This is a genomic window from Geobacter sp., from assembly GCF_027327745.1.
Classification (GTDB): Bacteria; Desulfobacterota; Desulfuromonadia; order Geobacterales; family Geobacteraceae; genus Geobacter.
Window position 1 is genome coordinate 1 of the sequence record NZ_DAHVYG010000030.1, and the last position, 26,108, is coordinate 26,108.

Sequence of the window (26,108 nt, forward strand, 5' to 3'; positions counted from 1 at the left end):
GAGCCCCGACCCCCGAGCCCCGAGCCCCGAGCCCCGAGCCCCGAGCCCCGAGCCCCGAGCCCCGAGCCCCGAGCCCCGAGCCCCGAGCCCCGAGCTCCGAGCCCCGAGTTACTCCACCAACATCTCCAGAAACCCTTCGATCCTGATCCTGGTCCGCGCGTCCAGGGGGGCCGGCTTGTCCCCTTCGAGGGTCAGGACCGGGAGCGGGATCTTCTGGCGCACGATCATGTCCTCGATCTGCCGGAAGCAGAACGACTGGACGTAGTGGATCACCGCATCCACCCCCCGCCGTTCCAGCTCCAGGAGGATGTCGGCGAGGCGGTGGAAGATGTCGTAGGGATAGGTGTAGGCCCGGTACTGTTCCACCAGGTCCGGCGTGTCGTACGGCATGGCGAACTGGCGCTGGGTTTCGTTAAAGACCACCCGTCCCCCGAGGGTTTCCAGGAAGGGGTAGAGGTCTTCGAAGATCGGCGGAACGCCGATGAAGGCGAGCCGCACGGTATCCTCGAAGGGGCGGCGGCTCCGGACGCCGGCGAGGAATGCATCCACCTCCGCCTCGAACCGGTCGGGATCGCCGTTCATATCCGAGGTGCAGACCTGGAAGTAGTGGTTCTCCTGGCCGCTCACGAGGTTCTCCTCCCAGGTGAGACGATCGATCTCCCGCACCTTGCGCCGGATCCGGCCGAGGCGCTCCCGGGTCAGGTTCACCGCGTCCCAGCCGACCCCGAAGTGGCGCATCAGCTTCTCGATCTCGAAGCGGAGGCTCGCCGGGTCCCGGTCGTGGGGGTAGGCGAAGGGGACCGTCTCCACCCCCCTGAGGGAGAGGACCTCCATGAGCGCGCGGGTGTTGCTGCAATCCCCCTCGGTGACGGCGACGATCTCCTTGATTCCGCATTCGAGGATCGCCGCGTAGATCCCCTTGATCCAGCTGCAGATGCTCCGGGGGAAGCCGTCCACCTCCGCCTCCTCGATCATCCGGTGGTTGGCCGGGCTCGTGATGAAGACGTTGTTGAGGTCGACGGGAATTTTCTCCGCGGCGAGGATTACCTCCAGCGGGATGGTGGTGGTGAAGCCGACACGGTGCACGAAACGGTTACTCCGACTTGATGAAGATGAAATAGATGAGGAAGGCGCCGATGACGAGCCCTCCCAGGGCGAAGGGGATGGTGGAGCCGAGGGTCAGCTCGTTCCCCCCGCCGGACGGGAGGGTGAGCCGGATGAGGAGCGCGATGGAGACGGCGGCGAAGACCGTGGAGAGGACGAACTTGGAGCGCTTGAAGATCCCGTAGAAGATGAGCAGGGCGAGGATGCCGATCACCCAGGGGTTCTCCATGGCGCTTTTCAGGGTAAGGCCCTTGACGAACGAGATGATGTTGCCGGTTTCGAAGGGGCTCAGGGTCTCCTTCGCCTTGTCGAGCATCTCCTGCTTTTCCATGGGGGCTCCCGATCGATGCGGATTGAAAATGCGTAACAACCTACATAGCAGATTTTCCGGAGAAAATGAAGCCTCATGCTCGCGGCGTACGCGGGGCAAATGCCTTGACAATAGGGCGTTTGCTCACCTAGTATAAATATCTTTGACTATTCCGACAACGGGAACGAAGGCTGTTTTTGTTGTCCGGAACCCTGCGGAGAACCCAACGTGCCCTGGAAAGCCATCGGCATTTTCGATTCGGGGGTAGGGGGGTTGACGGTCCTCAAGGAGATCGTCAAGGCCCTCCCCCAGGAAGACACCATCTACTTCGGCGACACCGCCCGGGTCCCCTACGGGACCAAGTCCCCCGAGACCGTCACCCGCTACAGCCTGGAGATCGCCTCCTTTCTCGTCAAGCGCGACATCAAGCTCCTGGTGGTCGCCTGCAACACCGCCTCGGCCTGCTCCCTCGAAGCCCTGCAGGAAACCCTCTCCATCCCTGTGGTGGGCGTCATCGAGCCGGGGGCACGCCGGGCCGTCTCCGTCACCCGCAGCGGCAAGGTGGGGGTCATCGGCACCGAGGGGACCATCCGCAGCAGCGCCTATGCCAAGGCGATCAAGCGGATGAATCCCGAGGTGGAGGTGGTGACCCGGGCCTGTCCGCTCTTCGTCCCCCTGGCCGAGGAGGGGTGGACCGACAACGAGGTGGCGCGCCTTACGGCCGAGACCTACCTCGGGGGGCTCCGCGACCACGGCGTCGACACCCTCGTGCTCGGCTGCACCCACTACCCGATCCTCAAGAAGGTGATCGGCGAAACGGTCGGGGATGCCGTGAAACTGGTCGATTCGGCGGAGGAGACCGCCCGCACCGTGGCGGAGATCCTTCGGGGGAAGGCTCTGCTTCGCCCCGGCGCCGAACTCGGGAACCACCACTACTTCGTTTCCGACGTGCCGGCGGGGTTCATCCGGGTCGGCAACCGCTTTCTCGGCGGCAGGCTCGGGGACGTCTACCAGGTAAGCCTTGAGGAGAAGGGATAAATCGTTATGAAGCGCACCAAACCCCGCAAGCGGAGCTTCCTCGTCCTGCTCGCCTTTCTGGTGGCCGCCACGGTGCTCGGCCTGATGATCTTCCAGAAATACCGTTCGAGCCGGGAACTCCCCGTCACCCGCCCGGAGCCGAGACCCACCGGCACGTTCCGGGTGACCCTCTTCTTCGCCACCCCCGATGCCGAGGGGCTTGCCCGGGAGGGGCGGGAGGTCGGCGCCTGCGACAACGTGGCCGGCTGTGTGCAGGAGGTGGTGGGGGAGCTGGTGAACGGCCCCGTGGGTGAGCTGCAGCCGACCCTTCCCCCGAGCGCCGTCGTCCGGGGGGTCCGGATCGAGGGGGATACGGCGGTGATCGACTTCGGCAAGGAACTGGTGGCGGGGCTCCCCGGCGGCAGCTCCGCCGAGATGGCGGCTGTCTACTCGGTGGTCGACACGGTCTGCCTCAACTTCCCCCAGGTCAAGGGGGTGAGGTTCCTGGTCGAAGGGAAGGAGGTCGAGACTCTGGCGGGGCACCTCGACCTGCGGCAGCCGCTGGCGCCCGATTTTTCGCTGGAAAAGAACGATGAAAAGGTGGTGAAACCATGAAGAAGCCCTTCCTGCAGGCGATCAAAGAGCGCGTCCTCGTCCTGGACGGCGCCATGGGGACGATGCTCCAGGAGCGGGGCCTGAGGCCGGGGCAATCGCCGGAAGAGCTGAACCTGACCCTCCCCGACGTAGTGGCCGGCGTCCACCGCGAGTACGTGGCGGCGGGGGCCGACATCATCGTCACCAACACCTTCGGTGGCACCCGCGCCAAGCTGGAGCACTTCGGCCTGGAGGGGAAGGTCCGCGAGATCAACGCCCGGGCCGTGGAGATCGCCCGGGAGGTCTGCGGCGACCGGGCCTACGTGGCCGGCTCCATCGGCCCCACCGGGCTCTTCGTGGAGCCGGTGGGGGAGGTGACCTTCGACGCCATGGCGGAGCTCTTCCGGGAGCAGGCCGCGCCCCTCGTCGAGGCCGGCGCCGACCTCATCACCCTCGAAACCTTCCTTGACATCAAGGAGATCCGGGCGGCGGTCATCGCCATCCGGGAGTTCTCCCCCACGATCCCGATCATCGCCCAGCTCACCTTCGACAACGAGGGGCGCACCGTCCTCGGTACTTCTCCGGCAGCCGCAGCCGTGACCCTGGCGGCGGCGGGGGCCGACATCGTCGGCTCCAACTGCGGCCTTGGCCCCGACGGCATCTGCGCCGTCACGGAGGCGATGCGGGGGGTGACGCGCCTTCCCCTCATCTCCCAGGCCAACGCGGGGCTGCCGAAGCTGGTGGATGGCAAGACCGTTTTCCCCGGCACCCCCGACGACATGACCGCCTTCCACGACCGGCTCCTGGAGCTTAACGTCCGGATCATCGGGGGCTGCTGCGGCACCACCCCGGCCCACATCCGGGCCATCAGGGAGGCGCTGGCGGGGCGCGACCAGTCGTGGCGCGACTGCGGCCCGGCGCCGGGGGTGACGTACCTGTCGAGCCGCACCTCCGTCGTCGCCTTCGGCGGCGGACTCACCACGGCGATCATCGGCGAGCGGATCAACCCCACGGGGAAGAAGGGGTTCGCCCAGGAGCTGCGGGAGGGAAAGGTCTCCTACATCCGCCGCGAGGCGATGGAGCAGGTGGCCGCCGGCGCCCATCTCCTCGACGTCAACGTCGGCACCCCGGGGATCGACGAGCCGGCCGCCATGGAGCGGGCGGTCTTCTGCGTCACCGGGAGCGTCGGCGTGCCGCTGGTCCTCGATTCCTCCGACCCCGCGGCGCTTGAACGGGGGCTCAAGGCGGCCGACGGCAAGGTGCTGGTCAACTCCGTGAACGGCGAGGGGAAGAGCATCGCCCGGCTCCTGCCGCTGGTGAAGAAGTACGGCGCCGCCGTCATCGGCCTGGCCCTGGACGAGACCGGCATCCCCGAGACCGCCGAGGGGCGCCTCGCCGTGGCGAAGCGGATCGTGGCCGCCGCGGAAGGACACGGCATCCCCCGCGGCGATGTGGTGATCGACTGCCTGACCCTCACCGTGAGCGCCGAGCAGAAGCGGGCCATGGAGACCCTGAAGGCGGTGCGGCTCGTGAAGGAGCGGCTCGGCTGCAACACGGTCCTCGGCGTCAGCAACATCTCTTTCGGCCTTCCCCGCCGCCCCCTGGTCTCTTCCACCTTCTTCGGCATGGCCATGGCCGCCGGCCTCGACGCCGCCATCGTCAACCCCAAAGAGGAGGAGATGATGGCGGCCTGGCGCTCCGCCATGGTGCTCCTGAACCGCGACCCTTCGTCGGCCGCCTACATCGCCGCCTACGCCGGCACCGTTCCACCGTCCGAGTTGACCGCAGCCGCCGAGTGTCCCGACATCCGCGAGCGGCTCAAGCGGGCCGTCATCACCGGCGACCGGGAGAACATCGCGGCCCTGGTGGAGGAAGCGTTTGCACAGGGGCTGGAGCCGCTTCAGGTGAGCAACGAGGGGCTTCTCCCCGGCCTGGAGGAGGTGGGGCGCCGCTTCGAGAAGAACCTCGTCTTCCTCCCCCAGGTGATGCAGTCGGCCGAGACGATGCAGGCCGCCTTTGCCCGCCTCAAGGAGGCGATGAAGGGGGCCCCCGCCGCCAGCCGCGGGAAGATCCTCATGGCCACCGTGGAGGGGGACATCCACGACATCGGCAAGAACATCGTCTGCACGCTTTTGGAAAACCACGGCTTCGAGGTGATCGACCTCGGCAAGAACGTCGCCGCCGACCGGATCGTGGCGAAGGCTAAGGAGCTCGGCGTCGACGCCGTGGGGCTCTCCGCCCTCATGACCACCACCATGACCGAGATGGAGAACGTCATCGCCCGCCTCAAAGAGGCCGGCATCAGGACCTTCACCATGGTGGGGGGAGCGGTGGTGACCCAGGAGTACGCCGACCGGATCGGCGCCGACCTCTACGCCCGGGACGCCATGGAGGCGGTTGCCCGGATCAGGGCGCTCCTCGGTAAAGAGGCGTAACCACGCGAATTGCCGTACCGATTATCCCTTGCAACCGGCAAATATACGTGGTAGTTTTACCCGGCTACGTCATTTGGCGGATGGGTGCCCATGGTTGTCGGATTCAATCATAACGTCATGTACAAGGGCGAGGTCTTCCACGTCCAGACCGAGGACAGCGGCGTTGCAAACCCCTTCATCGTCACCCTCCTCTACCGGGGGGGGACCATCATCGCCTCCAGGAAGACGAGCTACGCCGACATCGTCGCGGTGAGCGGTCTCGACAAGGTGGTCGAGGAGTTGATGAAAGAGCAGCACAAGGAGATGCTCCGCCGGCTCAAGAACGGAGAGTTCGACGCCCGGGCCTTTCCCGCCGCGGCTCCCCGGCCTGCCGCGAAGCCGGCTCCCGGTCCGCCCCCTGCTGCCGCTTCCCCTCCTCAGTCACCCCCCGCTCCGCAAAAAAAACAGGACAAGCCTTCCAGCCTCGATGAGGTCATTCTCGACTTCCTCATGGCTGGCGACAAATAAGCCGATAATCCCGGCATCAACGGAAAGGACCAGCGTGAACAGCGAAACGATCAGCTCACTGGAGGAGAAGGCCCGACAGCTTCGGGTCGACATAGTCAAGACGTTGCACAAGTCCCAGTCGGGCCATACCGGGGGCTCCCTCTCGGCCATCGACATGATTGCGGCCCTCTACTTCCACGTCATGCGGCACAATCCGGCCGACCCGAAGTGGGAGGGGCGCGACCGCTTCGTGCTCTGCAAGGGGCACGCGGCGCCGGCCCTTTACGTGGCCCTGGCCGAGGCGGGATATTTCCCGAAGGAGGACCTGATGATGCTGCGGCGTCTCGGCTCCCACCTCCAGGGGCACCCCGACAGCAAACAGACCCCGGGGGTGGAGGTCTGCACCGGCTCCCTGGGCCAGGGACTCTCCATGGCCAACGGGATGGCGCTGGGGCTTCGTCTCGACGGGAGCGCGAGCCGGGTCTATGCGCTTTTGGGGGACGGCGAGCTCCAGGAGGGACAGGTCTGGGAGGCCGCCATGGCCGCGGCCCACTACGGCCTCGACAACCTCTGCGCCTTCATCGACGTGAACCGTCTCCAGATCGACGGCGAGGTGGCGAAGGTGATGAACGTGGAGCCGGTTGCCGACAAATTCGCCGCCTTTGGCTGGCAGGTGATCGACATCGACGGCCACGACATGACGGCCATTGTCGCCGCCCTGGAGCAGGCAGCCGCCGTGAAGGGGAAGCCGACCGCCATCGTCGCCCGCACGGTCAAGGGGAAGGGGGTCTCCTTCTTCGAGAACAAGGCATCGTACCACGGGGTGGCGCCGAGCGACGAGGAGCTCCCCAGGGCACTGGAGTGCCTCGGCGAGCAGTGCAACCTGTAAAGCACGGGGATCAATGAATCCGGTAGGGGCGCTGCTTGCCGCGCCCCTACATAGAGACAAGAAAGGACCTTGACATATGAGCACCATGATCGCCACCCGCGACGCCTATGGCCAGACCCTGGCCGAGCTGGGGGAGGAGAATCCGGCCATCGTCGTTCTCGATGCCGACCTCTCCGGTTCCACCAAGACTTCGCTCTTCGCCAAAAAATTCCCCGAGCGCTTCTTCAACATGGGGATCGCCGAGGCCAACATGGTCGGCACCGCCGCCGGCCTTGCCGCCGCCGGCAAGATACCGTTTCTCTCTACCTTCGCCATCTTCGCCGCCGGCCGAGCGTGGGAGCAGATCCGCCAGTCGCTTGCCTATCCGAAGGCAAACGTGAAGGTGGTTGCCACCCACGGCGGGATCACCGTAGGAGAGGACGGCGGCTCCCACCAGTCGGTGGAGGATATCGCCATCATGCGGGCGATCCCGAACATGACGGTCATCGTCCCGGCCGACGGCCCCGAGACCGCCAGGGCGATCCGTGCCGCCGCCGCCTGCAGGGGGCCGGTCTACGTGCGGCTTGGCCGCAACAAGGTCCCCACCGTCACAACCGACGATCTCCCCTTCGAGATCGGCAAGGGGGTCCAGCTCGTCGCAGGGACGGACCTGACCTTTGTCACCACCGGGCTCATGACCGCCCAGGCCGTGGCTGCGGCGGAGCTCCTCGCCAAAGAGGGGATCTCGGCCCGGGTTGTGCATCTTGCCACCATCAAGCCGCTGGATGGCGAGATTCTTCTCAAGGCGGCCCGGGAGACCGGTGCCATCGTCACCGCCGAGGAGCACTCGGTGGTCGGCGGCCTCGGCGGCGCCGTGGCCGAATATCTCTCCGAGAGCTGCCCGGTACCGCTCAAGCGGGTCGGGATTCACGACCGCTTCGGCCTCTCCGGCAAGGCGGAGGAGCTTCTCAAGTATTTCGGCCTCATGCCCGCCGACCTGGCCGAGGCGGCGCGGGAGATCGTCGGCCGCAAGCGGGGGTGAGGCGGGAGGAGTGAAGCGTGAGGAGCGTACTTAGGTCTTCCGACGGCTTCACCTACCTGGCGGCGATCATGATCGTCGTCGTCATGGGGATCATGCTCGGGGTGTCGGGGCAGCTCTGGCGAACGATCATGAAGCGGGAGCGCGAAGAGGAGCTGCTCTTCCGTGGCCAGCAGTACAAGGCGGCCCTGGAGCGTTGGTACAAGCCGGCGGGACCGGGGCAGCCGCCGCCGACCCCCCTGAACGACCTGAAGGATCTGCTGAAGGACCCCCGAACCGCCACCACGGTCCGCTACATCCGCAGGCTCTACAAGGATCCCGTGACCGGTAACGACTTCGACGTCGTGCGGCAGCCGGGGAAAGGGATTGTGGGGGTGATGAGCACCAGCGAGGAGGAGCCTCTCAAGACGGGGGGATTCCCCAAGGGGCTCGAAGGGCTCGAAGGAACGGACCAGTACCGGAAGTGGATCTTCGCCGCCGATCTGGGGGGAGGGCAGGGTGCCGCGTCCGGACAGCAACCGGGGGGCGGTTCGCCGGCCGTCTCCGGGCAACCGGGTGGCGCCCCATCCGTTCCCGCCGGGGGGACGGCGACCCGGTGAGTCGCTCCGCCGGTTATCCGAAACACCGCAGTTTCCAGGGGGAAGGTTGATCTTCAAGAGCCTGACAACGCGCGTCATCGTTCTGCTGGTAACCCTCCTCTCCGTTGGGATCGGCACCTTCACCTATCTCAATCTGACGCGCGAAAAGACCCAGCTCATCAAGACGGCCCGGGAGAACACGCAGCTTCTACTCAGCACCGTCGAGAGGAGCATCTACAAGTCGATGAGCATGGGGGATACCCAGGATGTGCAGACGACCCTGGAGATGGTCGTCCACGGTCACAGCCGCCTGATCGGCGCCCGGATATTCCACCCCCAGGGGCTGATCCTCAAGTCGTCCAACCCCTTCGAGGTCGGGACTCCGGTCCCCGATGGCGACTACTCCCTCTTCATCAACAACCTGGCGAGCGGGATCTACGATTCTCCCGATTTCGGCGAGGTGTTCGGGATGATCAAGCCGATCTACAACTCCGAACCCTGCCACATCTGTCACGGCACCAAGCGCCGGATCATCGGGATCCTGAACGTCAATTACTCCCTGGCCGAGACCAACCGGCGCATCATCGAGCTGACCCGCCTTTTTGTCTTTTCGACCGCGGCGATCATCGCCTTCATCGCGCTGGCGATCTCCATCGTCATGGTGCGGTTTGTCCGGCGCCCCCTGAACTGCATCATCGAGAACATGGCGCGGGTCGAGCAGGGGGACCTGTCGGTCCGGATGACCCCCCGGGGACGGGACGAGATCGGCCGCCTCATCTCCAGCTTCGACTCCATGGTCGACAAGCTTGATACGGCGAAACGGGAGCTGGAGCAGTACCACTTCCAGCAGATGGAGCGGGCCGACCGTCTGGCGTCCGTCGGCGAGATGGCCGCCGGCATCGCCCACGAGATCAAGAACCCCCTGGCGGGGATTGCCGCCGCCATGTCGATCATCCGGCAGGACTTCACCGACGAAGACCCCCGCAAGGAGATCATCGGCGAAGTGATCGAGCAGGTGAACCGGCTCGACAAGACGGTCAACGACCTCCTCTTCTTCGGCAAGCCGGCCCCGCCGGAGCCGGCGTGCGTGGAGGTCAACGACATCCTCCGCCGGACGCTGGTTTTTGCCCTCCAGCATCGGGGGGGAAAGAACATCGAGCGGAAACTGGAGCTGGCGGAGGGACTCCCTCCCGTGTACGTCGACCCGAAACAGGTGCAGCAGGTGTTTCTGAACCTGATCCTCAACGCCATCCAGGCGATGCAGGAGGGAGGAGTCCTCACCGTCGGGAGCTCCCTTGCGGAGAGCGGCGGGGAGCGGTTCGTGCGGATCACCATTGCCGATACCGGCCCCGGCATCCCGAAACAGATCATCGGTAAGATCTTTACCCCCTTCTTCACGACCAAGGCGCAGGGGACGGGCCTCGGCCTCGCCATCTGCCAGAAGCTCATCACCCAGCATGGCGGAAGGATTTCCGTTACGAGCGAGGACGGCGGCGGAACGATCTTCAGCGTAGACCTGCCGGTTGCCGGGGTGTCATAGCGGGTGCATAGCGCATTAATCTTTGATCTCAGTCAGAACAGCAAGGCAAAGGAGCGGACGTGAGAAAGACAAAAATCCTCGTTGTCGACGATGAACACCTGATCCGCTGGTCCCTTGAGCAGAACCTGAAGAAACAGGGGTACGAGGTGGTTTCCGCGGGCAACGGCGAAGACGCCCTGCGGATCGTCCGGGAAGAGCAGCCCGATCTTGTCCTCCTGGATATCCAGCTCCCGGGGATCAGCGGCCTCGAAGTGCTGGAGAAGACCAAGGAGTACGACGACGAGATCATCGTCATCATGGTCACGGCCCACGGCGGGCTGGAGACGGCGGTCCACGCCATGCGGCTCGGCGCCTACGACTACATCAACAAGCCATTCAACCTCGACGAGATGGCGATCGTCATCCGCAAGGCGCTGGAAACTTCGGACCTGCGCCGGGAGGTCCAGCGGCTGCGGAGCGAGCAGTCGAAGAAGTTCGGCCCCCCCGACATCATCGGCGGGAGCCGGCACATGAAGAACGTGCTCGACATGATGGACAAGGTCGCCCGCAGCGACGCCTCCACGGTGCTGATCCAGGGTGAGTCGGGAACCGGCAAGGAACTGGTGGCCAAATGGATCCACTACCAGTCGGCCCGGGCGGAAAAGCCGTTCGTGGCGATCAACTGCGCGGCGGTGCCGGCAACGCTGCTGGAGAGCGAGCTCTTCGGCCACGAAAAGGGGGCCTTCACCGACGCCAAGACGATGAAGAAGGGGCTTTTCGAGCTTGCCGACGGCGGTACCGTCTTCCTCGACGAGATCGGCGACATGGAGATGGGGATGCAGGCGAAGCTCCTCCGGTTCCTCGAAGAGCGGACCTTCCGCCGGATCGGCGGGACCAAGTCGTTTGCCGTGGACGTCCGGATCATCTCCGCCACCAACCGCGACCTCCTCAGGGCGATCGAGGAGAAGACCTTCCGCAACGACCTCTATTACCGCCTCCAGGTGATCCCCATCTTCCTCCCCCCCCTGCGGGAGCGGCGGGAGGACATCCTCCACCTGGCAAACCATTTCATCGACGTCTTCAACAGCGAATTCAACAAGCACGTTACCGGCATCTCCAAGATGGCCGAGAAGCTCCTTGTCGATTATCACTGGCCCGGCAATATCCGGGAGCTCAAGAACGTGATCGAGCGGGCCATAATTCTAGGCAACGAGGATACGCTGCTCCTCGAACACCTCCCCCTTGAGATCGTCGCCAAGGCTTCGACCCAGACCACCGGCTTCACTACCTTCAAGCTTCCCCCCGAGGGGGTCGACATCGAGGAAGTGGAGAAGGAACTGATCCGCCAGTCGCTGGAGATAACCGACTGGAACCAGTCCAAGGCTGCCAAAAAGCTGAATCTCGGCATCGATGCGTTCCGCTACCGGATGAAGAAGTTCGGGTTCCTCAAGTAGCAAGCAATCAATTCGTTTCTCCTCAAAGGGCAGCACCTGCCAAGGGACCGGCGGTTGTTGCCCTTTTTTCGTTTCCAGCGGGATGAATTTCCTCAATGGTTTCCCCGGGGTCCTGGTCAGTGCTTTGCTTCGTATGCCGTTTTTTGGGTTGAATTGGAAAGAGCGTCCCGGTTATTTCACCAAAAAATTGCAGGGAGATATTAGGCGAAGTTAGTCCGTGACCGCCCCGTGCCGGGAAACGCCGTGCTGACGGCGCCTTGCGGAAAAAGCCTTTTGCGAAGCGCTGTTGGCACCGATATTGCTCATTTTGGGTCAGGAGAATACTCCTGGCGACGCGGATTGCAGGATCGCCGGAATTTTTCCAATAAAACCGGAGGCATTACCATGGTATGCAGATCGCCGAAACGAATGGTGTCCGTTGCCTTCTCACTGGCGTTTCTGGTTATTTCGCTGGCAACGACTTCCCTTGCCGCCCTGGCTCCGGTGGTGGTCGCCCAGAATCCCATCTCGGAGGGAATGCGTTCTCCCTTGCGGGTTGCAGTGGATTCCACCGGCAACAGCTATGTAACCGATCCTCTTTCCGGGGGGGTCCTCAAGTATAATCCCTTCGGTCATTTGACAGCTCTCATCAAGACCGCCCATTCGCCCCAGGGGATCGCCATCGCCGCCGACGGCTCGCTCCTGGTGGGCCAGGGGGATTACGTGGCGATACTCGGTGCCGACGGCACCGAAACCGGGCGGCTCGGCACCGGCGCCGGCCAGTTCAAGATGGTGAACGGCATCACCGTCGACTCCGCCGGGTTCATCTATGTGGTCGACAGCCAGGATAACTGTGTGCAGGTGTTCAATGCCAACGGCGTCTACGCGCGCCGCTTCGGGAGCTTCGGCACGGCGAACGGCCAGTTCTCCACCCCTTCCGGCATTGCCTTCGAAAAGATCTCCGGCCAGGTGGCGGTGGTCGATACCCGCAACGGTCGTGTACAGTTTTTTGACACAAATGGTGTCTATAAACGGACGGTCGGCGTCTTCGGCTCCGGCGCCCTCGGTTTCACCGCTCCCCAGGGGGTGGCCTTCGAGTATACCAGCGACCCGACGCCGGCACTGAAGCGGATGTACGTGGTCGATACGTTCCAGAGCACCGTCCAGGCCATCGACCCGAACGGGACCCAGCAGTACCTCTCCACTTTCGGCGGGTACGGCGGCGGTAAGGGACAACTGATGGTCCCCTCCGACCTCGTTTTCGACCAGGCCTACGGCCGCCTCCTCGTGGTAAACGGTTACGGCAACCTCTCGGTGTTCAACATCGACGGCGGCGGGGTCCCTGTGGACACCACCCCGCCGGCGCTCACCATCGATCCGGTCCCGGCTACGGTTTACGCCGCCACCGTCGATGTCAGCGGCATTGTTGAGGCCGGCGCCGCCATGACCATCTCGGCCAGCGGCGGCGCCGTCGTCAGCCCGATCTCCTTCCCCTCGGCCGGCACCTGGCGCGTGACCCTCAGCGGGCTGGTCCCGGGGAGCACCACCGTCACCGTGACCGCCCGCGATGCCTCCTTGAACGCCGCTACCCTGGCGGCGACGGTGAACTATCTGCAGCCCGCACCGCAGCTTGCGCTCGACCCGACTTCCTCCGTCACCAACGATCCGTACCAGCTGCTCTCCGGAACCGTCGATGCCGGCTCCACGGTGACGGTCGCCAACACCACCACCGGAGCTAACGTCACGGCCACGGTCTTCGGCACCAGCTGGAGTTGCCGCGTGCCCCTCGCCAATGGTCTCAACGCCCTGACGGTGAAGGCTACGCGGCCCCAAAGCGCGGCGGGAACCCTCTCGCTCGCAACCATCCTCGATACGGCGGCGCCGGTGCTTCACGTGTCGGCCCTGGCCGATGGCAGCTATACCAGCGAGCAGGTGCAGAACATCCAGGCGACGGTGAGCGATGCCAATATCGGCACCGTCCTGCTTAACGGCGAGCCGGTCACCCTGGCGAACGGGGCCTTCAGCACCGCCGTCACCCTGAACAACGGTCCGAATGTCATTACCGTAGTGGCGGCCGACCTTGCGGGGAATTCGGTCAGCGACACCCGCACGATCATCTTCGATCCCACCCGGCCGGTGGTCACCTTTGCGGCCCCCGCCGAGGGGGGATACGTGGCCGTCAACCATGTGACGGTGAGCGGGTCGGTCGACAAGACGGCCAAGGTCACGGTCGCCGGCCAGCCGGCAACGATGACCGGTAAAGAGTGGAGCGCCGACGTTCCTCTCGTGGCGGGACTCAATACGGTGGAGGTCACGGCGGTCGATCTCGCCGGCAATGTAACCACAGTGAAGCGGACCGTCGTCTTCGACGCCGATGCCCCGACCCTCGTGCTCACCTCCCCCACGCAGGACAAGGCGGTGAACACCAAGAGCGTTGCCCTGACCGGCCTCGTTTCCGACTCCGCTCCGGTGACCTTCACCGCCGACGTGAACGGCGTGCCGGTGCAGGTCGAGCAGGCCGACGGCACCTTCGCCCTGGGTGTGACCTTCGCCGACGAAGGGACGTACGCCATCACCATCAGGGCGACCGACGCCGCCGGCAACACCGGCACGGTGACCCGGACCCTCATCTACGACACCACACCGCCGGCCCTGGCGCTCAACGCGGTCAACACCCCCTTCCCGGCGGAGCTCTCCGGCACGGTGGAGCAGGGGGCGACGGTGACCGTGGAGGACAAGAACGGCGCCGCCGGCACGGTGACGATGTCCGGCGAAGCGTGGCAGGCCACGCTGACCGTGGGGAGCTATGATGCCGACACCCTGGCGGTGCGTGCCACCGACGCCGCCGGCAACAGCACGGTGAAGGCGCTGGTCGTCCAGGTGCCCGACGGCGATCTGGACGGTGACGGGAAGGTGGCGGTCCAGGACGCCCTCCTGGCGCTCAAGGTATATCTCGGCCAGATCAAGCCGACGGCTGCCTATCTCACCCACGGCGACATCGGTCCGCTGCTCCAGGGGAAAGCCCATCCCAACGGCGCCGTGGACATGGTCGATATAATCCTGATCCTGAGAAAGGCCCTCGGGATGCAGAGTTGGTAGGACTGGCGGTTTTTTTGCAGGACGCAGCTCGTATGTAATGGACTACACGCAGCGAGGTTTGGAATGAAGAGGATTCTGGTGGGAGCGCTTGCCGCCGCAACGATCCTGGCCGCGGTGGGAAGCGGAAACGCAGGCCCGGGAAATATCCGCTGGACGGTTCACAACCTGGCCAAGACCGCCCCATGGGCAAATGCCAGCAACCGTCACTGGTACAGTTCCGAGGTGGATGAAGTGTGCATCTTCTGTCACACCCCCCATAACGCCAAACCGGCGGTACCCCTCTGGAACAAGGTCAATCCGACCCAGACGTTCCGGATGTACACCTCGTCGACGACGCTTTCGTCCACGGCCAAGGCAGTGACGGCGCCGGGCCCCGAGTCGCTCCTCTGCCTTAGCTGTCATGACGGCCGGACCGCCATCAACGTGCTCCACAATTCCGATGTCGGGGTCGATTCAGGCGACGGCTCGGGTGACAAGCGGGTCAAGATGGCCGGGCTTCCCCTCACCGACCCCAGCAACCCGAACGTCCAAGCCCTCGCCATGGGGAGTCTTCCGACCTTCGGCACTCCCTACCGGGCCAATATCGGCAAGACCAACAGCGATACGTATGCCGGGTACAACCTGATGGATGACCATCCGATCTCCTTTTCCTATACGGCTGCCTATGGCCAGAAGGGGTCCCAGTACCTGAACGACATCAACGCGGTCAAGGCCCAGGGGTTCCGGTTCTATGGTCCCAACCGGGACAGGATGGAATGTTCGACTTGTCACGATCCCCATGTCGATTACGGGCTCGATTTCGACGGCATTCCCACGGGGAGCCCCACCGGCAATAAAAAGCTGAGACCGTTTCTTGTGCGGGATAACGATGGAAGCGCCATGTGCTTCGCCTGTCACAATAAATAATTTAGCATGTGTAATTGGTGTTCCAATGTTCGGGAGTGAGCCATGAATAGGATAAAAATGATGATGCGGGCTGTGGTTACAGCTTCTGTGCTCATGGTGACGGTTTCGGCGTGGGCGATTGATCCGCCCCACGAGGTTGACTCCGTCAAAGGGTACACCTGTTACAGCTGCCATGCCGTCCACAATACCCTTGGCTCCAACGGGTTCAACAATGTCTGCCTCACCTGCCACACCCCGTCGAGCATTCCGTACGGCTTCAAGAAGCCGTTCACCATGGCCGATTTCGCCAACCCGTTCCGGACCTTCACTTCAGTCAGAACCGGCGTCATCTACCAGACCTCTCACAACTGGATCGGCAGCGATACGGTCCCGAAGGCCGGGGCACTGCCCCCTGTCGACTCCCGTCTGAACAAGACCAACATGCGGGGAACCATCGTCTGTGCCCGCTGTCACAGCGTCCATGCCGCCTACTCCTCGGCCTACAACGGCAAGCCGTCCCTCCGGGCCACCAACTGGAACGATTCCATGTGCCTTGACTGCCACCGGTCGCGCAATACCACGGACCACACTAAGGGAAGCCACCCGGTCACCGTCGATTATGCCGCCAAGGCCGCGGCGCGCCCCGACGAGTTCTACGCCACGCCGCAGAACGCCAACCCGGCGAACCCGACCTCGGCCATGCGGCTCAGCCCCTCGGGCAAGGTGGTCTGCACCACCTGCCACGGGGTGCACTTCACCGACTCCAACAGCCGGACCTTCGACAACGCTTCCAGCGCCCGGATGGGGCTCCTCTCCACCTCCCGAGGCTATCTCCTCCGGACCGACATGCGGGGCGCCGGCGTCACCGCCGTCAACATCTGCACCAACTGCCACAAGTCCACTGACAATCCGGCCAACACCACTGCCAAGGTGAAGAGCCACAACGGCACCAAGAACCAGAACGTGCAGTGCGCCGACTGCCACGGCGGCCACGTGGATGCGGCCGACGGGACGACCCCCAACGTCTTCCTCATCAACCGGTACATGAACATCTCCACCCAGTACGGGGCGATCCGGAACAAGAAGGTGATGTTCCAGTACACCTCAACGGCGCTGAAAAACTACAACAAGGATTCCTTCGGGGTCTGCGTGGCGTGCCACCCGACCCTCCCCGCCACCATCAGCACCCACCAGACGAGCACCAACGCCGCCGACTGCCGCTCCTGCCATACCCACTCCCAGGGGTTCTCGGCCAACTGCACCACCTGCCACGGTTTCCCGCCCCAGGTGAACACGGCGGGCGGCCCCTCCGGCTATGCGAGGGATAGTGCCCTGAACCACGATTATTCCGCGTCGGGGGTCTTCAAGGACGAGTCCGCCACCCCCCACATCAGCCACGCCGGCGGCGGCAGCTACTACAGCTTCGCCTGCGACGAGTGCCACAAGGGATTCGGGCACAACCAGGGGACGTTCCAGGATATCTTCCTCCAACCCGCCGGGACGAAGGCCGCCACCAACGGCGCCACTCCCACCTACACCGGCACGGGAAGCGGCACCTGCTCCACCCTCTACTGCCACAGCGACGGCAACGGCGGCAGCTACAAGTCCCCCACCTGGGCCGGACAGAAGAACACTATTACGGCCATGACCGGCACCACTCACTGCAGCCAGTGCCACAGCGCCACCCCGGCGACCGGCGCCCACTCGCGCCACATTGCCGGCGGCGTGAGCGGCAAGAGCTACGGCTGCCTCAACTGCCACGCGGCGACGGTGAGCGACAACACGACGCTCCTGGCGAGCGCCCGCGCCTCCGGCGGCACCCACGTTAACGGCGTGAAGGACAAGCTGTTCTCCGGGTCCATCGGCGGGCAGGCCCTGTCGGGTTCCAACTGCTCCACCGTTTACTGCCACAGTAACGGGAAGGGTGGGGCGCCCCAGATCGCCCCGAACTGGTCCAATCCGGCATCGGGACAGTGCGGCGGCTGCCACAAGGCCACCGGCGCGACTCCCATCGATACGTACGGCCACCCGGCCCACCTGACCGCGGTCTATGGTCCGAACTTTGACGAGACCGTCGTCGCCTCGTGCCAGAACTGCCATACCTACACCACGGAACTGGCGGCCACCCACGTGAACGGGACCGTCGACGTCCCGGCCACCAACTGCACCACCAACTGCCACAAAAACGGGGTCGTCTGGACCGGCGGCAGGGTCGCCTGCGAAAGCTGCCACACCGGTATCCTGTCGGTGATCAACGGCCTTACGGCGCCCACCAAGGCTAACTTCACGGCGACGGGCCATGGCCAGGCATTCACCAACTACACCACGAGCCGCCATTGCAACAGCTGCCACGATGCCAACAGCGCCCATATCTCCACGGCCCTCGGCACCTACAAGCGGATCGCCACCAACGACAACACCCTCTGCTTCGGCTGTCACAACGACGCCGCCAAGGTCCCGACCGTGGCCAAGCAGAACGTGACCACCCACGCCACCGACCTCGGGGTCTACAACATGGACTGCAAGGTCTGCCACGATCCCCACGGCACGACGAACATCAAGATGGTGCGGGCGTTCATCACCTTCAATGCCCTGACGTCGACGATCGGCTACGCAACATCCGGCGACCTGGTGCAGCTCGCACCGCCGTACCGCGGGGTCTGCCAGACCTGCCACACCAAGACGTCCCACTATAAACGGGGGATCGACGAGGGGGCCAACCACCCGACCAGCGGCTGCCTCAACTGTCACTCCCACAAAAACACCTTCGCCTTCAAGCCGAAGGCGTGCAACGAGTGCCACGGCTATCCGCCGGCGCCGAAGGGCTTCGTGGCGACCCAGTCCACCTACTCCACGGCCAAGCTGGAGAACTACTCGGGCGGCGGCGGCGCCCACGTGAAACTGGGCCACCTCATGGCGAACCTGCGGCCGAGCCAGGGCTTCACCCCCTGCCTCACCTGCCACAACGGCGGACCTACCGCCCACGTGGGGGATGCGACGGTCTTCAATGCCACGGGCACCGCGGCGAAGAAGGCGAACGTCACCGTCAAGGTGGACCCGAACTACAAGTTCAACGACACCAAGGGCCAGTGGTACCAGCAGCAGGCACCGGCCAACACCGGCAGCTGCTGGAACGTCAGCTGCCACTTCCAGCCGACGCCGCGGTGGTCCAACGATAAATAACGCAAGGTATGTTGTAACGGGAGGGGCGGAATGCGCCCCTCCCGGTCAAAAACAGGAGAGGCTTCCATGTTGAGACAGATTACCACCGATCGGTGCGGTTATTTAACGGTCGGTTTCTTTATTGCTGGCGTCCTTTTCCTCTCACTGGCAGGCACCGGCTGGGCCATCCAGTGCTACCAGTGCCACGGCACGGCGTCTCCTGCCGACTACCGCCCAGTAGATGCGCCCTTCCGCAACAGGACGACCGGCGGGTTCCCGGGGAGCCACCGGACCCACATGGCACCGGGGGCAACGGTCACTAACTGCACCCCCTGCCACGGTGGCCGGGTCGCGTCGTACACCACCAGCCACCGCGACGGCTTCATCAACATCACGAGCAACATTAACGGTTCGCCGGCAACGGGGGCATACAGCCGCGGCACCTCCTTCGCCCAGAGCGCGAACCCGACCCTGGGCACCTGCTCCGGCGTCAACTGCCACTTCGAGAGCGCCACCCCCACCTGGGGGGCCACGCCGCTTGCGGCTCCCACCGACTGCAACAAATGCCACGGCGCAGCTCCTGCCGACGGAAGCCACCCGGCCACCAGCGGCTCCGGGAAGAAGCACGGCGATTACTACGGGACCACCACCGGCTCCTGCGTCAAATGCCACCCCGACCACACCGCCGAAGGTGCACCCTTCGCCCACGCCACCAGCGCCGGCCACCGCGGGCTCGCCGTGCAGTTTACGGCGGCCCCCAACAGCGGCGCCGGCTCATACGGCGGCACCGTCGGCTACCCCAACTACCTCCCGAGCCAGGCCCCGCCGCGCAACGGCACCTGCAGCGGCCTGTACTGCCACAGCCCGGGGAACAAGGCGAGCGCCTTCAACGCCCCCAACACCGTTGCCACCTGGGGCGGGAGCCTCACCTGCACCGGGTGCCACAAGGCCACCGTCGACTACATGAACACCGGGAGCCACTACGCCCACGTCTTCGGCGGCGGCACCACCTACTCCCAGATCAAGTGCTCCGTCTGCCACGCCGCCACCGCCAGCGGGAATACGGCCATCGCCGACGTCACGCGCCACGTCGACTACCAGGTCGAGATCGCCTTCGCCAACAGCTCCAGTGCGGCCAACGGGAGCTACAACGGCGCCGTCGCCAAACCGGCCACCCCGTCGGCCAAAGCCCCCGGCTCCAGCTACGGCAGCTGCCAGAACGTCTACTGCCACTCCACCGGTCAGGCCGACGGTGGCACCTGGCCTCCGACCTACACCACCCCCACCTGGGGAAGCGCCACCACCGGCAAATGCGGCACCTGCCACGGCACCACCGGCAGCGACACCCACGGCGGCTTCCCCGGCCTCATGATCCAGCGGCAGATCTCCTCCGGCAGCCACAGGAAACACCTCAAGACGGTCTACGGCATAACCGATTCCGATATGAAGTGCGCCATCTGCCACGCCTACGACAAGAGCGCCTTCACCAGCACCTCTGCCTCCTGCGGCACGGTCTGCCACGTCGCCTCCCAGCCGCTCAAGCACGCAAACTACGAGATCAACGTCAACATCGCCAACTACTTCGGCGCCACCGCCGGCTACAACGGCTCCACCAGGCCGGGGGCGGGCTACAGCACCTGCTCCAGCGTCTACTGCCACAGCAACGGCCTGACCGCTTCCCCCACCTACACCACTCCCACCTGGGGGAACGCCGCCAGCGGTGCCTGCGGCACCTGCCACGGAGTGACCGCCGCCGCGCCGCCGGCCTCCACGCCGCACGCGAAGCACGTGGGGAGCGCCAACCCCTACCGCTTCGCCTGCGCCGAGTGCCACAACGGCAAGGTCCAGGCGACCGCCAACGCCACCACGGCCCCGGCCTTCGCCAACTCCACCAGCCACGTCAATAAGAGCCGGGACGTGAAGTTCGACCCGACCAACGCGTTTGGCACCTACTCCTCGGCCATCACCACCTGCCGCAACCTTTACTGTCACTCCACCGGCAACACGAGCGTCGCGGCGGGGAACCTCCCCGGCGCCTACGGGGGGAGTGTCTACGTGCGGCAGGGGTGGACGGGAAGCGTCACGTGCAACTCCTGCCACGGCCGCTCCACGTCCAATGGCATGCCCGACTACACCAACGCCGGCGCCGCCGGCTCCGCCACCTCCAACAGCCACGCGAAGCACGTGCAGTCGAGCGGCATCTCCTGCGGCGAATGCCACGAAAAGACCACCAAGAACGGCACCAGCATCCGGACGACCGTCTCGCCCAGCTACCATGTGAACGGCAGCCGCAACGTCTTCTTCAACCTTACCGGCAACAACGCGAGCGGCACCTACGACAGCGCCCAGAAGAAGTGCTCCAGTACTTACTGCCACGGTGCCGGCGCCTCCCTCGCCTGGGGAGGGAGTACCTACTGCAACTCCTGCCACAGCGCCAACGCCGGCACGACCGGCGGCGGGGGAATCAACAACTGGGGAACCACGCCGGTCAGTGCTCACAAGCTCCACGTGGAGGAGACGACGGCGCTCCCCTCGAAGTACAGCAACTATTCCACCGGCAACCTGAGCGGCAGCGCGACCGCATACCGTTTCGGCTGCGCCTCGTGCCACAACCCGGCCCAGGCGACCCACGTGAGCGGCTACGCCAGCAGCCCGTACCGTGCCCAGGTCTTCTTCGGCTACACCGCCCCCGGCAAGAAGCCGACCTACACCTATACCGGCGCGGCGGGCACGACCGACAACGGCTTCGCCTGGTCCAACGGCAACACCGCCTGCACCAGCACCTACTGCCACTCCAACGGCGCCGGCGGCAGCGGCAATACGGCGGTTTCCTGGGCGACGACGGCCAGCTCGGCGACGAACACCCGCTGCAAGGCGTGCCACAGCTACACCACCGCCAGCGGATTGCTGATCTCAACCAACAAGCACGCGAAACACGTCGATGGCACCACCTACGGCTTCAGCTGCGCCAAGTGCCACAACGCTACCACCACCGACGGTGCGACCATCGCCGACAAGACGAAGCACGTGAACAAGAAGAAGGACGTGGTCTGGGATGGGACCAACAGCGACGGTTCCGCCTATGTCAATTCCTCGACGGCCTGTGCCAACATCTACTGCCACAGCCAGGGGACGACCTTTGCGCAACCGTATACCGGCGCCGGCAAGGCCCCCAATACGGCCGTGACCTGGGGCGGCGGGCAGACCCTCGGCTGCAACGGCTGCCACGGGAACTCCAACAGCTATACGACCGGCACCTACCGGATTGCGGCACCGCTGTACGCCTCGGGGGCGCCCAAGGGGAACGCGCACCAGCTCCATATCGATGCGCGGGCGACCCAGGGGAGTGCCCAACCCCAGTGCCTGAACTGCCACGGGAAGACCACAACCACCAATACCTCCATCGCCAGCTATAGCCGGCACGTGAACGAGTTCTACAACATCTCCACCGCCGGAACGTACAAGGATGGCGACAACGTCACCGCGGCCGCCGGCTCGCTGGCCGCCGTCACCTATACGTACAATGCCGCCGGCAGCACCTGCGCCAACGTGACCTGTCACCCGACGGGGCTTGGCGATGCCAACAAGGCCGCAACGGTGGTCGCCTGGAACAACAGGTACAACTGCACCGACTGCCACAAGGTGGATATCGCCAACAGCACCGGCTACCACCATGCCATGCGGAACTACTCGGGGAGCTACGCCGCCTACCCGACCGCCGTGCCGCAGGGGGATGCCACCACGGGCACCAACTCCAACAGCAGACTCTTCACCATGTGCCACGTGGATCACAACATCTTCAGCCCGATGCTCAACACCAACAGCGCCGCCAGGGCAAACAACCTGCGGACCAACATCACGGTGGCGCCGGTGGCCGGCACTGCCAGCACCTACAGCAACAGTGATTACGTCGGCACCTCGGGAGGGAGCGGCGGCATCTGCATCTCCTGCCACAACTCGGAGCTTACCAAGAGCACGACCAGGATCCTGACCGAGACCAGCTCCACCAAGACCGTGGCGATCCCGTTCGTCAGCTACTCCGCTTCGGCCCACGAATATGCCGTAGCCTCGGCCATGAAGGGGACGGACGGCGGGACCTTCAATGCGAACTGCTCCAAGTGCCATAACGGCCGCAATGGCGAAACCGCCGTCTTCTCCCAGATGACCACGACCGTCCACGACCGGAGCGTCCGGAGAGTGTACGCCTCCCTCGGGACCAATCTGGTGGACGGCAACGACGAGAATTTCTGTTACCGCTGCCACAGCAAGACGGCCGATGCCAGTCCGGGGGGCGGTCCGGCCAAGACCGTGGCGAACAAGGACTATTACAAAACCGCCGCCATGAGCAGCCGTGCCGAGGGGATCTTCACCGCGTTCCAGAAGACCTACAAGCACAATGTCGCCGGCTATACGGGCGTTCACAAGCCGTCGCCGACGAACGAGACGGCGGCGTACATCTCCGCCAACCGGCACGTGGAATGCGCCGACTGCCACAATCCCCATGCGGCAACCAGCGCCAATCCGATCCGGGGCGTAACGGGGCTCGACCCGACGACCCCGGCAGCCGGTGCCACGCCGACATATACCGTGGTGACGCTGAACAACCCGGACCACCAGTACAAGCTCTGCTTCAAGTGCCACACCAACTGGGCCGGCTATGGCACCGGCACCAACCTGGCCGTCGAGTTCAACACCAACAACGTCAGCTATCACTGGGTGGAGAACGACAAGGGAGCGCCCAAGGCGAGCACCACCTACGGCAACTTCAATACAACCTACGTTTACAAGATGATGCCGCGCTACAACGGCTACACCAATACCCAGCTACGATCGGTGAAGATGCGCTGCTCCGACTGTCATGGTTCCGACGGCGCCGATGGCGGGGTGACCGTGCCGGAAGGTCCCCACGGGTCCAGCATCGCCAAGATACTAAAGGTCCCGGCCGGCAGCCCCTATACGACCTGGAACAGCACGGTGAAGCGGTTGGACGGCACGGTCTGGTGCTTCAACTGTCACGACCCGAACTTCACCAGCACCGGCTTCAGCGGCGAGCAGGCCAACTCTCACACCTATGGCAGCGGCTACAAGCACGACCGCAACTGCCAGTACTGCCACATATCGGTTCCCCACGGCAACAGCACCCTGAAGCGGCTTCTTAATCCGAGCACGTTCAGGACCGGCATCAACAGCATTAACTCCGGGAGCTATACCCAGAGTAACGGCCATGCCCAGGTCATCCCCGGTTGCACGTAATGCCATCATGAATTTGTCTGCCATGAATTGTCCGTTTGGAAGGCTGGTGTTTCACCAGCCTTTCTCTTTGGCACCCTCCGTGCTAGACTCACGGCATGAGCGCTGACCGGAAAAGATTTCGCGACAGGTTGTTCGCACTCCTCGGCGGCTTGCGGCTTTCCTTTGCCCTCCTCGTCCTTCTCGGCGGCCTCGCGGCGCTCCGGGCGATCATCGGCCAGAAGACCCTCGCCATGGAGACGGCACCACGGCTGCTGCGAAAGATTGTCGCCCTGGGCTTCGACTCACCGGACAGCCTCGGCATCCCTCTGGCGGCGATCCTTCTCCTCTTCATTCTCAATCTCGGGTTTTCCAGCGTAGCCATGGCGCGGCGGGTGCGGGCAAGGCAAGCCGCCTTCGTAACAATGAAGGATGCCGGCTCGATCCGGTCGCTGGCCAACCATGCCGAGTTCCTGGCCTCCGCCGATGCCGGGAGAAGACTCGCCGCCTTTTTGAAGGAAAGCGGATTGAGGGTACGGGAGGAGAAGGCAGGGGGGGAACTCCGCGTCTCCGCCGGCAGGCGCGGCGCCGGGTTGTGGGGACCGTTCTTCTTTCACCAGACCCTGATGATCATTATCATCGGCGCCGCACTCAGCATGCTGACCCGCTACGCGGGATATGCGGAGCTTTCTCCCGGGGAAACCTTCGTTGAAAAACACGGGAATTACCTCCGGGTCACCGACAGACCCGCGCTGTTCGGTGGCGACCGCAATTTCAAGCTGCGCCTCGACAGGATCGACCTCACGTTCTGGAAGCCGGGCGCAGTGAAGCAGCGGGCCAATGTCTTCAGCGCCTTTGACGGCAATGGGACGTTTCTCGGCCAGCGGCGGACCGAAATAAACAAACCGTTGCATATTGCCGGCACCACCGTCTATCAGGGGACTCACCAGGGCTTTTTTGCCGAGCTTGAGGCCCGCGATGGTACCGGTACCACCATTGACGGCAAGGCGCGGTTTTTTATCCCGCGTCAACCGGGGGAGCGGATGACCGATGTGGTCACCGTCGGTGATACCGGCATCAGGCTGGAGCTGGAACTCTTCACGGAGCAGGTCGTCCGGATCAGCGGCCTGGAGAGCCTCGGCTCGACCCACATGGCGACGCTCCTCAAGGTGACGCAGCAGGAAGGAGAGAAGCGTCGCTCCCTCGGCGTCCTCTTCAAGGGGGGGACGCTCACGATGGACGGGATTACGCTTCGCTTCGTCGAACTGAAACCCTATTCCTCGTTTGTGGTCAGCCGGGACTATGGCGTGCCGGTCATCTTTGCCGGCTGCCTCGTCCTTCTGATCGGACTGCTGCTCACCTATTTCTGGGTGCCGGAGACCTGGTGGGCGTCGGTCAGGAGCGATGGGGACGGTTGCACGGTTGCCGTCGGTGCGACGGCCGAACGGTACAGAGAAACGTTCCGGGAGCGCTTTGCGGAGACGGTGAAGCGGCTTGAGGAAGAGGTGGGGGCGAAATGACGCAAGCAGCATTTTTCTGGGGCGCCCTGGGTTGTTATGTCGCCAGCGCCATAGCCTACATGGTGGTTCTCGCCTTTGGCAGGGAGAGGTTCCGACGGTGGGGGGTCGGTCTCGCCTCCGCCGGGGTGCTCCTGCACACGGTGTCGCTCGGCCTGCGCTGGAGCGAGAGTGGACACGGTCCCTACATCAGCACCTACGAAGTGCTCTCCTCGGATGTCTGGATTGCGGTTACGTTCTTTCTTCTGTTCCAGTGGCGCTTCCGGAAGCTTGCCGGCCTCGGCGTCCTGGTCATGCCGCTCTCTTTCCTCATGATGGGATTTGCCCTTCTCGGTTCCCGTGAGGCGCGACTCCTTCCCCCGAGTCTGCGGAGCGCCTGGCTCATCGTCCATATCGTCTTCGCCAAGCTCACGGTTGCTTCCATGCTGGTGGCCGTCGCCCTGGCAATCGTGTATCTGGCGAAAGAGACGGAAGATTCTCCGACGGGCGGATTCCTGGCCAGGTTTCCCGGGATTGGCGTCCTCGACGACTACATCTACCGCCTGACGGCGTTCGGGTTCGTTGCCCTCTCCATCATGATCATCACGGGCATCATCTGGGGAAACTACGCCTGGGGGAGCTACTGGTCGTGGGACCCCGCCCAGACGTGGTCCCTGGTCGTCTGGTTCGTCTACGGCATATACCTGCATGGGAGGATAACCTTCCGCTGGCGGGGAAGAGTTTCCGCCTGGTACGTCATTCTCGCCTTCATCTTTTCGATCGGGGCTTTTTTCGTCATGCCCTATTTCGTGAAGGATCTCCATTCCCAGTACATGACCGATTAGGGTTGATCA

17 protein-coding genes are annotated in these 26,108 nt (G+C 64.4%); 15 read left to right on the forward strand and 2 right to left on the reverse strand.

What is annotated here, in order from left to right:
• Positions 1-108: 108 nt before the first annotated feature.
• Both M6689_RS05270 and M6689_RS05275 read right to left on the reverse strand, forming a co-directional pair.
• Complete coding sequence (locus M6689_RS05270) at positions 109-1,086, reverse strand: 2-hydroxyacyl-CoA dehydratase (protein WP_298268705.1); 978 nt, start codon at positions 1,084-1,086, stop codon at positions 109-111.
• Between the two features lie 7 nt (positions 1,087-1,093).
• Entirely contained in the window at positions 1,094-1,435 is a 342-nt protein-coding gene (locus tag M6689_RS05275; RefSeq protein ID WP_298268706.1) for a hypothetical protein, read from the reverse strand.
• Positions 1,436-1,642: 207 nt separating this feature from the next.
• On the opposite strand from M6689_RS05275, the gene murI reads away from it, so the two are divergent.
• The 15 genes from murI to ccsA all read left to right on the forward strand — a co-directional run bounded on the left by murI (position 1,643) and on the right by ccsA (position 26,099).
• On the forward strand, positions 1,643-2,452 hold the full coding sequence (murI, locus tag M6689_RS05280) for a glutamate racemase (protein WP_298268708.1): 810 nt from the start codon (positions 1,643-1,645) through the stop codon (positions 2,450-2,452).
• Positions 2,453-2,458: 6 nt separating this feature from the next.
• Positions 2,459-3,046, forward strand: coding sequence for a GerMN domain-containing protein (locus M6689_RS05285; RefSeq protein ID WP_298268710.1), 588 nt, complete (start codon positions 2,459-2,461; stop codon positions 3,044-3,046).
• Entirely contained in the window at positions 3,043-5,460 is a 2,418-nt protein-coding gene (locus M6689_RS05290; protein ID WP_298268712.1) for a homocysteine S-methyltransferase family protein, read from the forward strand. Before M6689_RS05285 ends, M6689_RS05290 begins: the two co-directional genes overlap by 4 nt.
• A gap of 90 nt (positions 5,461-5,550) precedes the next feature.
• On the forward strand, positions 5,551-5,967 hold the full coding sequence (locus M6689_RS05295; RefSeq protein WP_298268714.1) for a hypothetical protein: 417 nt from the start codon (positions 5,551-5,553) through the stop codon (positions 5,965-5,967).
• Between the two features lie 34 nt (positions 5,968-6,001).
• Complete coding sequence (locus M6689_RS05300; protein WP_298268716.1) at positions 6,002-6,835, forward strand: transketolase; 834 nt, start codon at positions 6,002-6,004, stop codon at positions 6,833-6,835.
• A gap of 76 nt (positions 6,836-6,911) precedes the next feature.
• Positions 6,912-7,856, forward strand: a complete 945-nt coding sequence (locus tag M6689_RS05305; protein ID WP_298268719.1) for a transketolase family protein — start codon at positions 6,912-6,914, stop codon at positions 7,854-7,856.
• Positions 7,857-7,873: 17 nt separating this feature from the next.
• A complete protein-coding gene (locus M6689_RS05310; RefSeq protein WP_298268721.1) occupies positions 7,874-8,452 on the forward strand; it encodes a type II secretion system protein in 579 nt (192 codons plus the stop codon).
• A 46-nt stretch (positions 8,453-8,498) separates the two neighbouring features.
• Positions 8,499-9,971 (forward strand): ATP-binding protein, encoded by a 1,473-nt coding sequence (locus M6689_RS05315; RefSeq protein ID WP_298268723.1) that lies wholly within the window; start codon positions 8,499-8,501, stop codon positions 9,969-9,971.
• Positions 9,972-10,030: 59 nt separating this feature from the next.
• Positions 10,031-11,404, forward strand: coding sequence for a sigma-54 dependent transcriptional regulator (locus M6689_RS05320; RefSeq protein WP_298268726.1), 1,374 nt, complete (start codon positions 10,031-10,033; stop codon positions 11,402-11,404).
• Between the two features lie 384 nt (positions 11,405-11,788).
• Complete coding sequence (locus tag M6689_RS05325; protein WP_298268729.1) at positions 11,789-14,482, forward strand: Ig-like domain-containing protein; 2,694 nt, start codon at positions 11,789-11,791, stop codon at positions 14,480-14,482.
• A 63-nt stretch (positions 14,483-14,545) separates the two neighbouring features.
• A complete protein-coding gene (locus M6689_RS05330; RefSeq protein WP_298268732.1) occupies positions 14,546-15,388 on the forward strand; it encodes a cytochrome C in 843 nt (280 codons plus the stop codon).
• Positions 15,389-15,430: 42 nt separating this feature from the next.
• Positions 15,431-18,550 carry a CxxxxCH/CxxCH domain-containing protein gene (locus tag M6689_RS05335; protein WP_298268735.1) on the forward strand — a complete coding sequence of 1,040 codons (3,120 nt, stop codon included), beginning with the start codon at positions 15,431-15,433 and terminating at the stop codon, positions 18,548-18,550.
• A 66-nt stretch (positions 18,551-18,616) separates the two neighbouring features.
• A complete protein-coding gene (locus M6689_RS05340; RefSeq protein ID WP_298268738.1) occupies positions 18,617-23,782 on the forward strand; it encodes a CxxxxCH/CxxCH domain-containing protein in 5,166 nt (1,721 codons plus the stop codon).
• A gap of 128 nt (positions 23,783-23,910) precedes the next feature.
• The gene (locus M6689_RS05345; RefSeq protein WP_298268741.1) at positions 23,911-25,278 is read left to right on the forward strand and encodes a cytochrome c biogenesis protein ResB; all 1,368 of its coding nucleotides are present in this window, start codon (positions 23,911-23,913) and stop codon (positions 25,276-25,278) included.
• Positions 25,275-26,099 (forward strand): cytochrome c biogenesis protein CcsA, encoded by an 825-nt coding sequence (gene ccsA, locus M6689_RS05350; protein WP_298268743.1) that lies wholly within the window; start codon positions 25,275-25,277, stop codon positions 26,097-26,099. Before M6689_RS05345 ends, ccsA begins: the two co-directional genes overlap by 4 nt.
• The last annotated feature ends 9 nt before the right edge of the window (positions 26,100-26,108 follow it).

Excerpts from the sequence above, each read along its gene's own strand:
- M6689_RS05290 (WP_298268712.1), top strand. The coding sequence starts at position 3,043 with ATGAAGAAGCCCTTCCTGCAGGCGATCAAAGAGCGCGTCCTCGTCCTG.
- M6689_RS05340 (WP_298268738.1), top strand. The coding sequence starts at position 18,617 with ATGTTGAGACAGATTACCACCGATCGGTGCGGTTATTTAACGGTCGGT.
- M6689_RS05305 (WP_298268719.1), top strand. The coding sequence starts at position 6,912 with ATGAGCACCATGATCGCCACCCGCGACGCCTATGGCCAGACCCTGGCC.
- M6689_RS05325 (WP_298268729.1), top strand. The coding sequence starts at position 11,789 with ATGGTATGCAGATCGCCGAAACGAATGGTGTCCGTTGCCTTCTCACTG.
- M6689_RS05275 (WP_298268706.1), bottom strand. The coding sequence starts at position 1,435 with ATGGAAAAGCAGGAGATGCTCGACAAGGCGAAGGAGACCCTGAGCCCC.
- M6689_RS05295 (WP_298268714.1), top strand. The coding sequence starts at position 5,551 with ATGGTTGTCGGATTCAATCATAACGTCATGTACAAGGGCGAGGTCTTC.
- ccsA (WP_298268743.1), top strand. The coding sequence starts at position 25,275 with ATGACGCAAGCAGCATTTTTCTGGGGCGCCCTGGGTTGTTATGTCGCC.
- M6689_RS05330 (WP_298268732.1), top strand. The coding sequence starts at position 14,546 with ATGAAGAGGATTCTGGTGGGAGCGCTTGCCGCCGCAACGATCCTGGCC.
- M6689_RS05335 (WP_298268735.1), top strand. The coding sequence starts at position 15,431 with ATGAATAGGATAAAAATGATGATGCGGGCTGTGGTTACAGCTTCTGTG.
- M6689_RS05285 (WP_298268710.1), top strand. The coding sequence starts at position 2,459 with ATGAAGCGCACCAAACCCCGCAAGCGGAGCTTCCTCGTCCTGCTCGCC.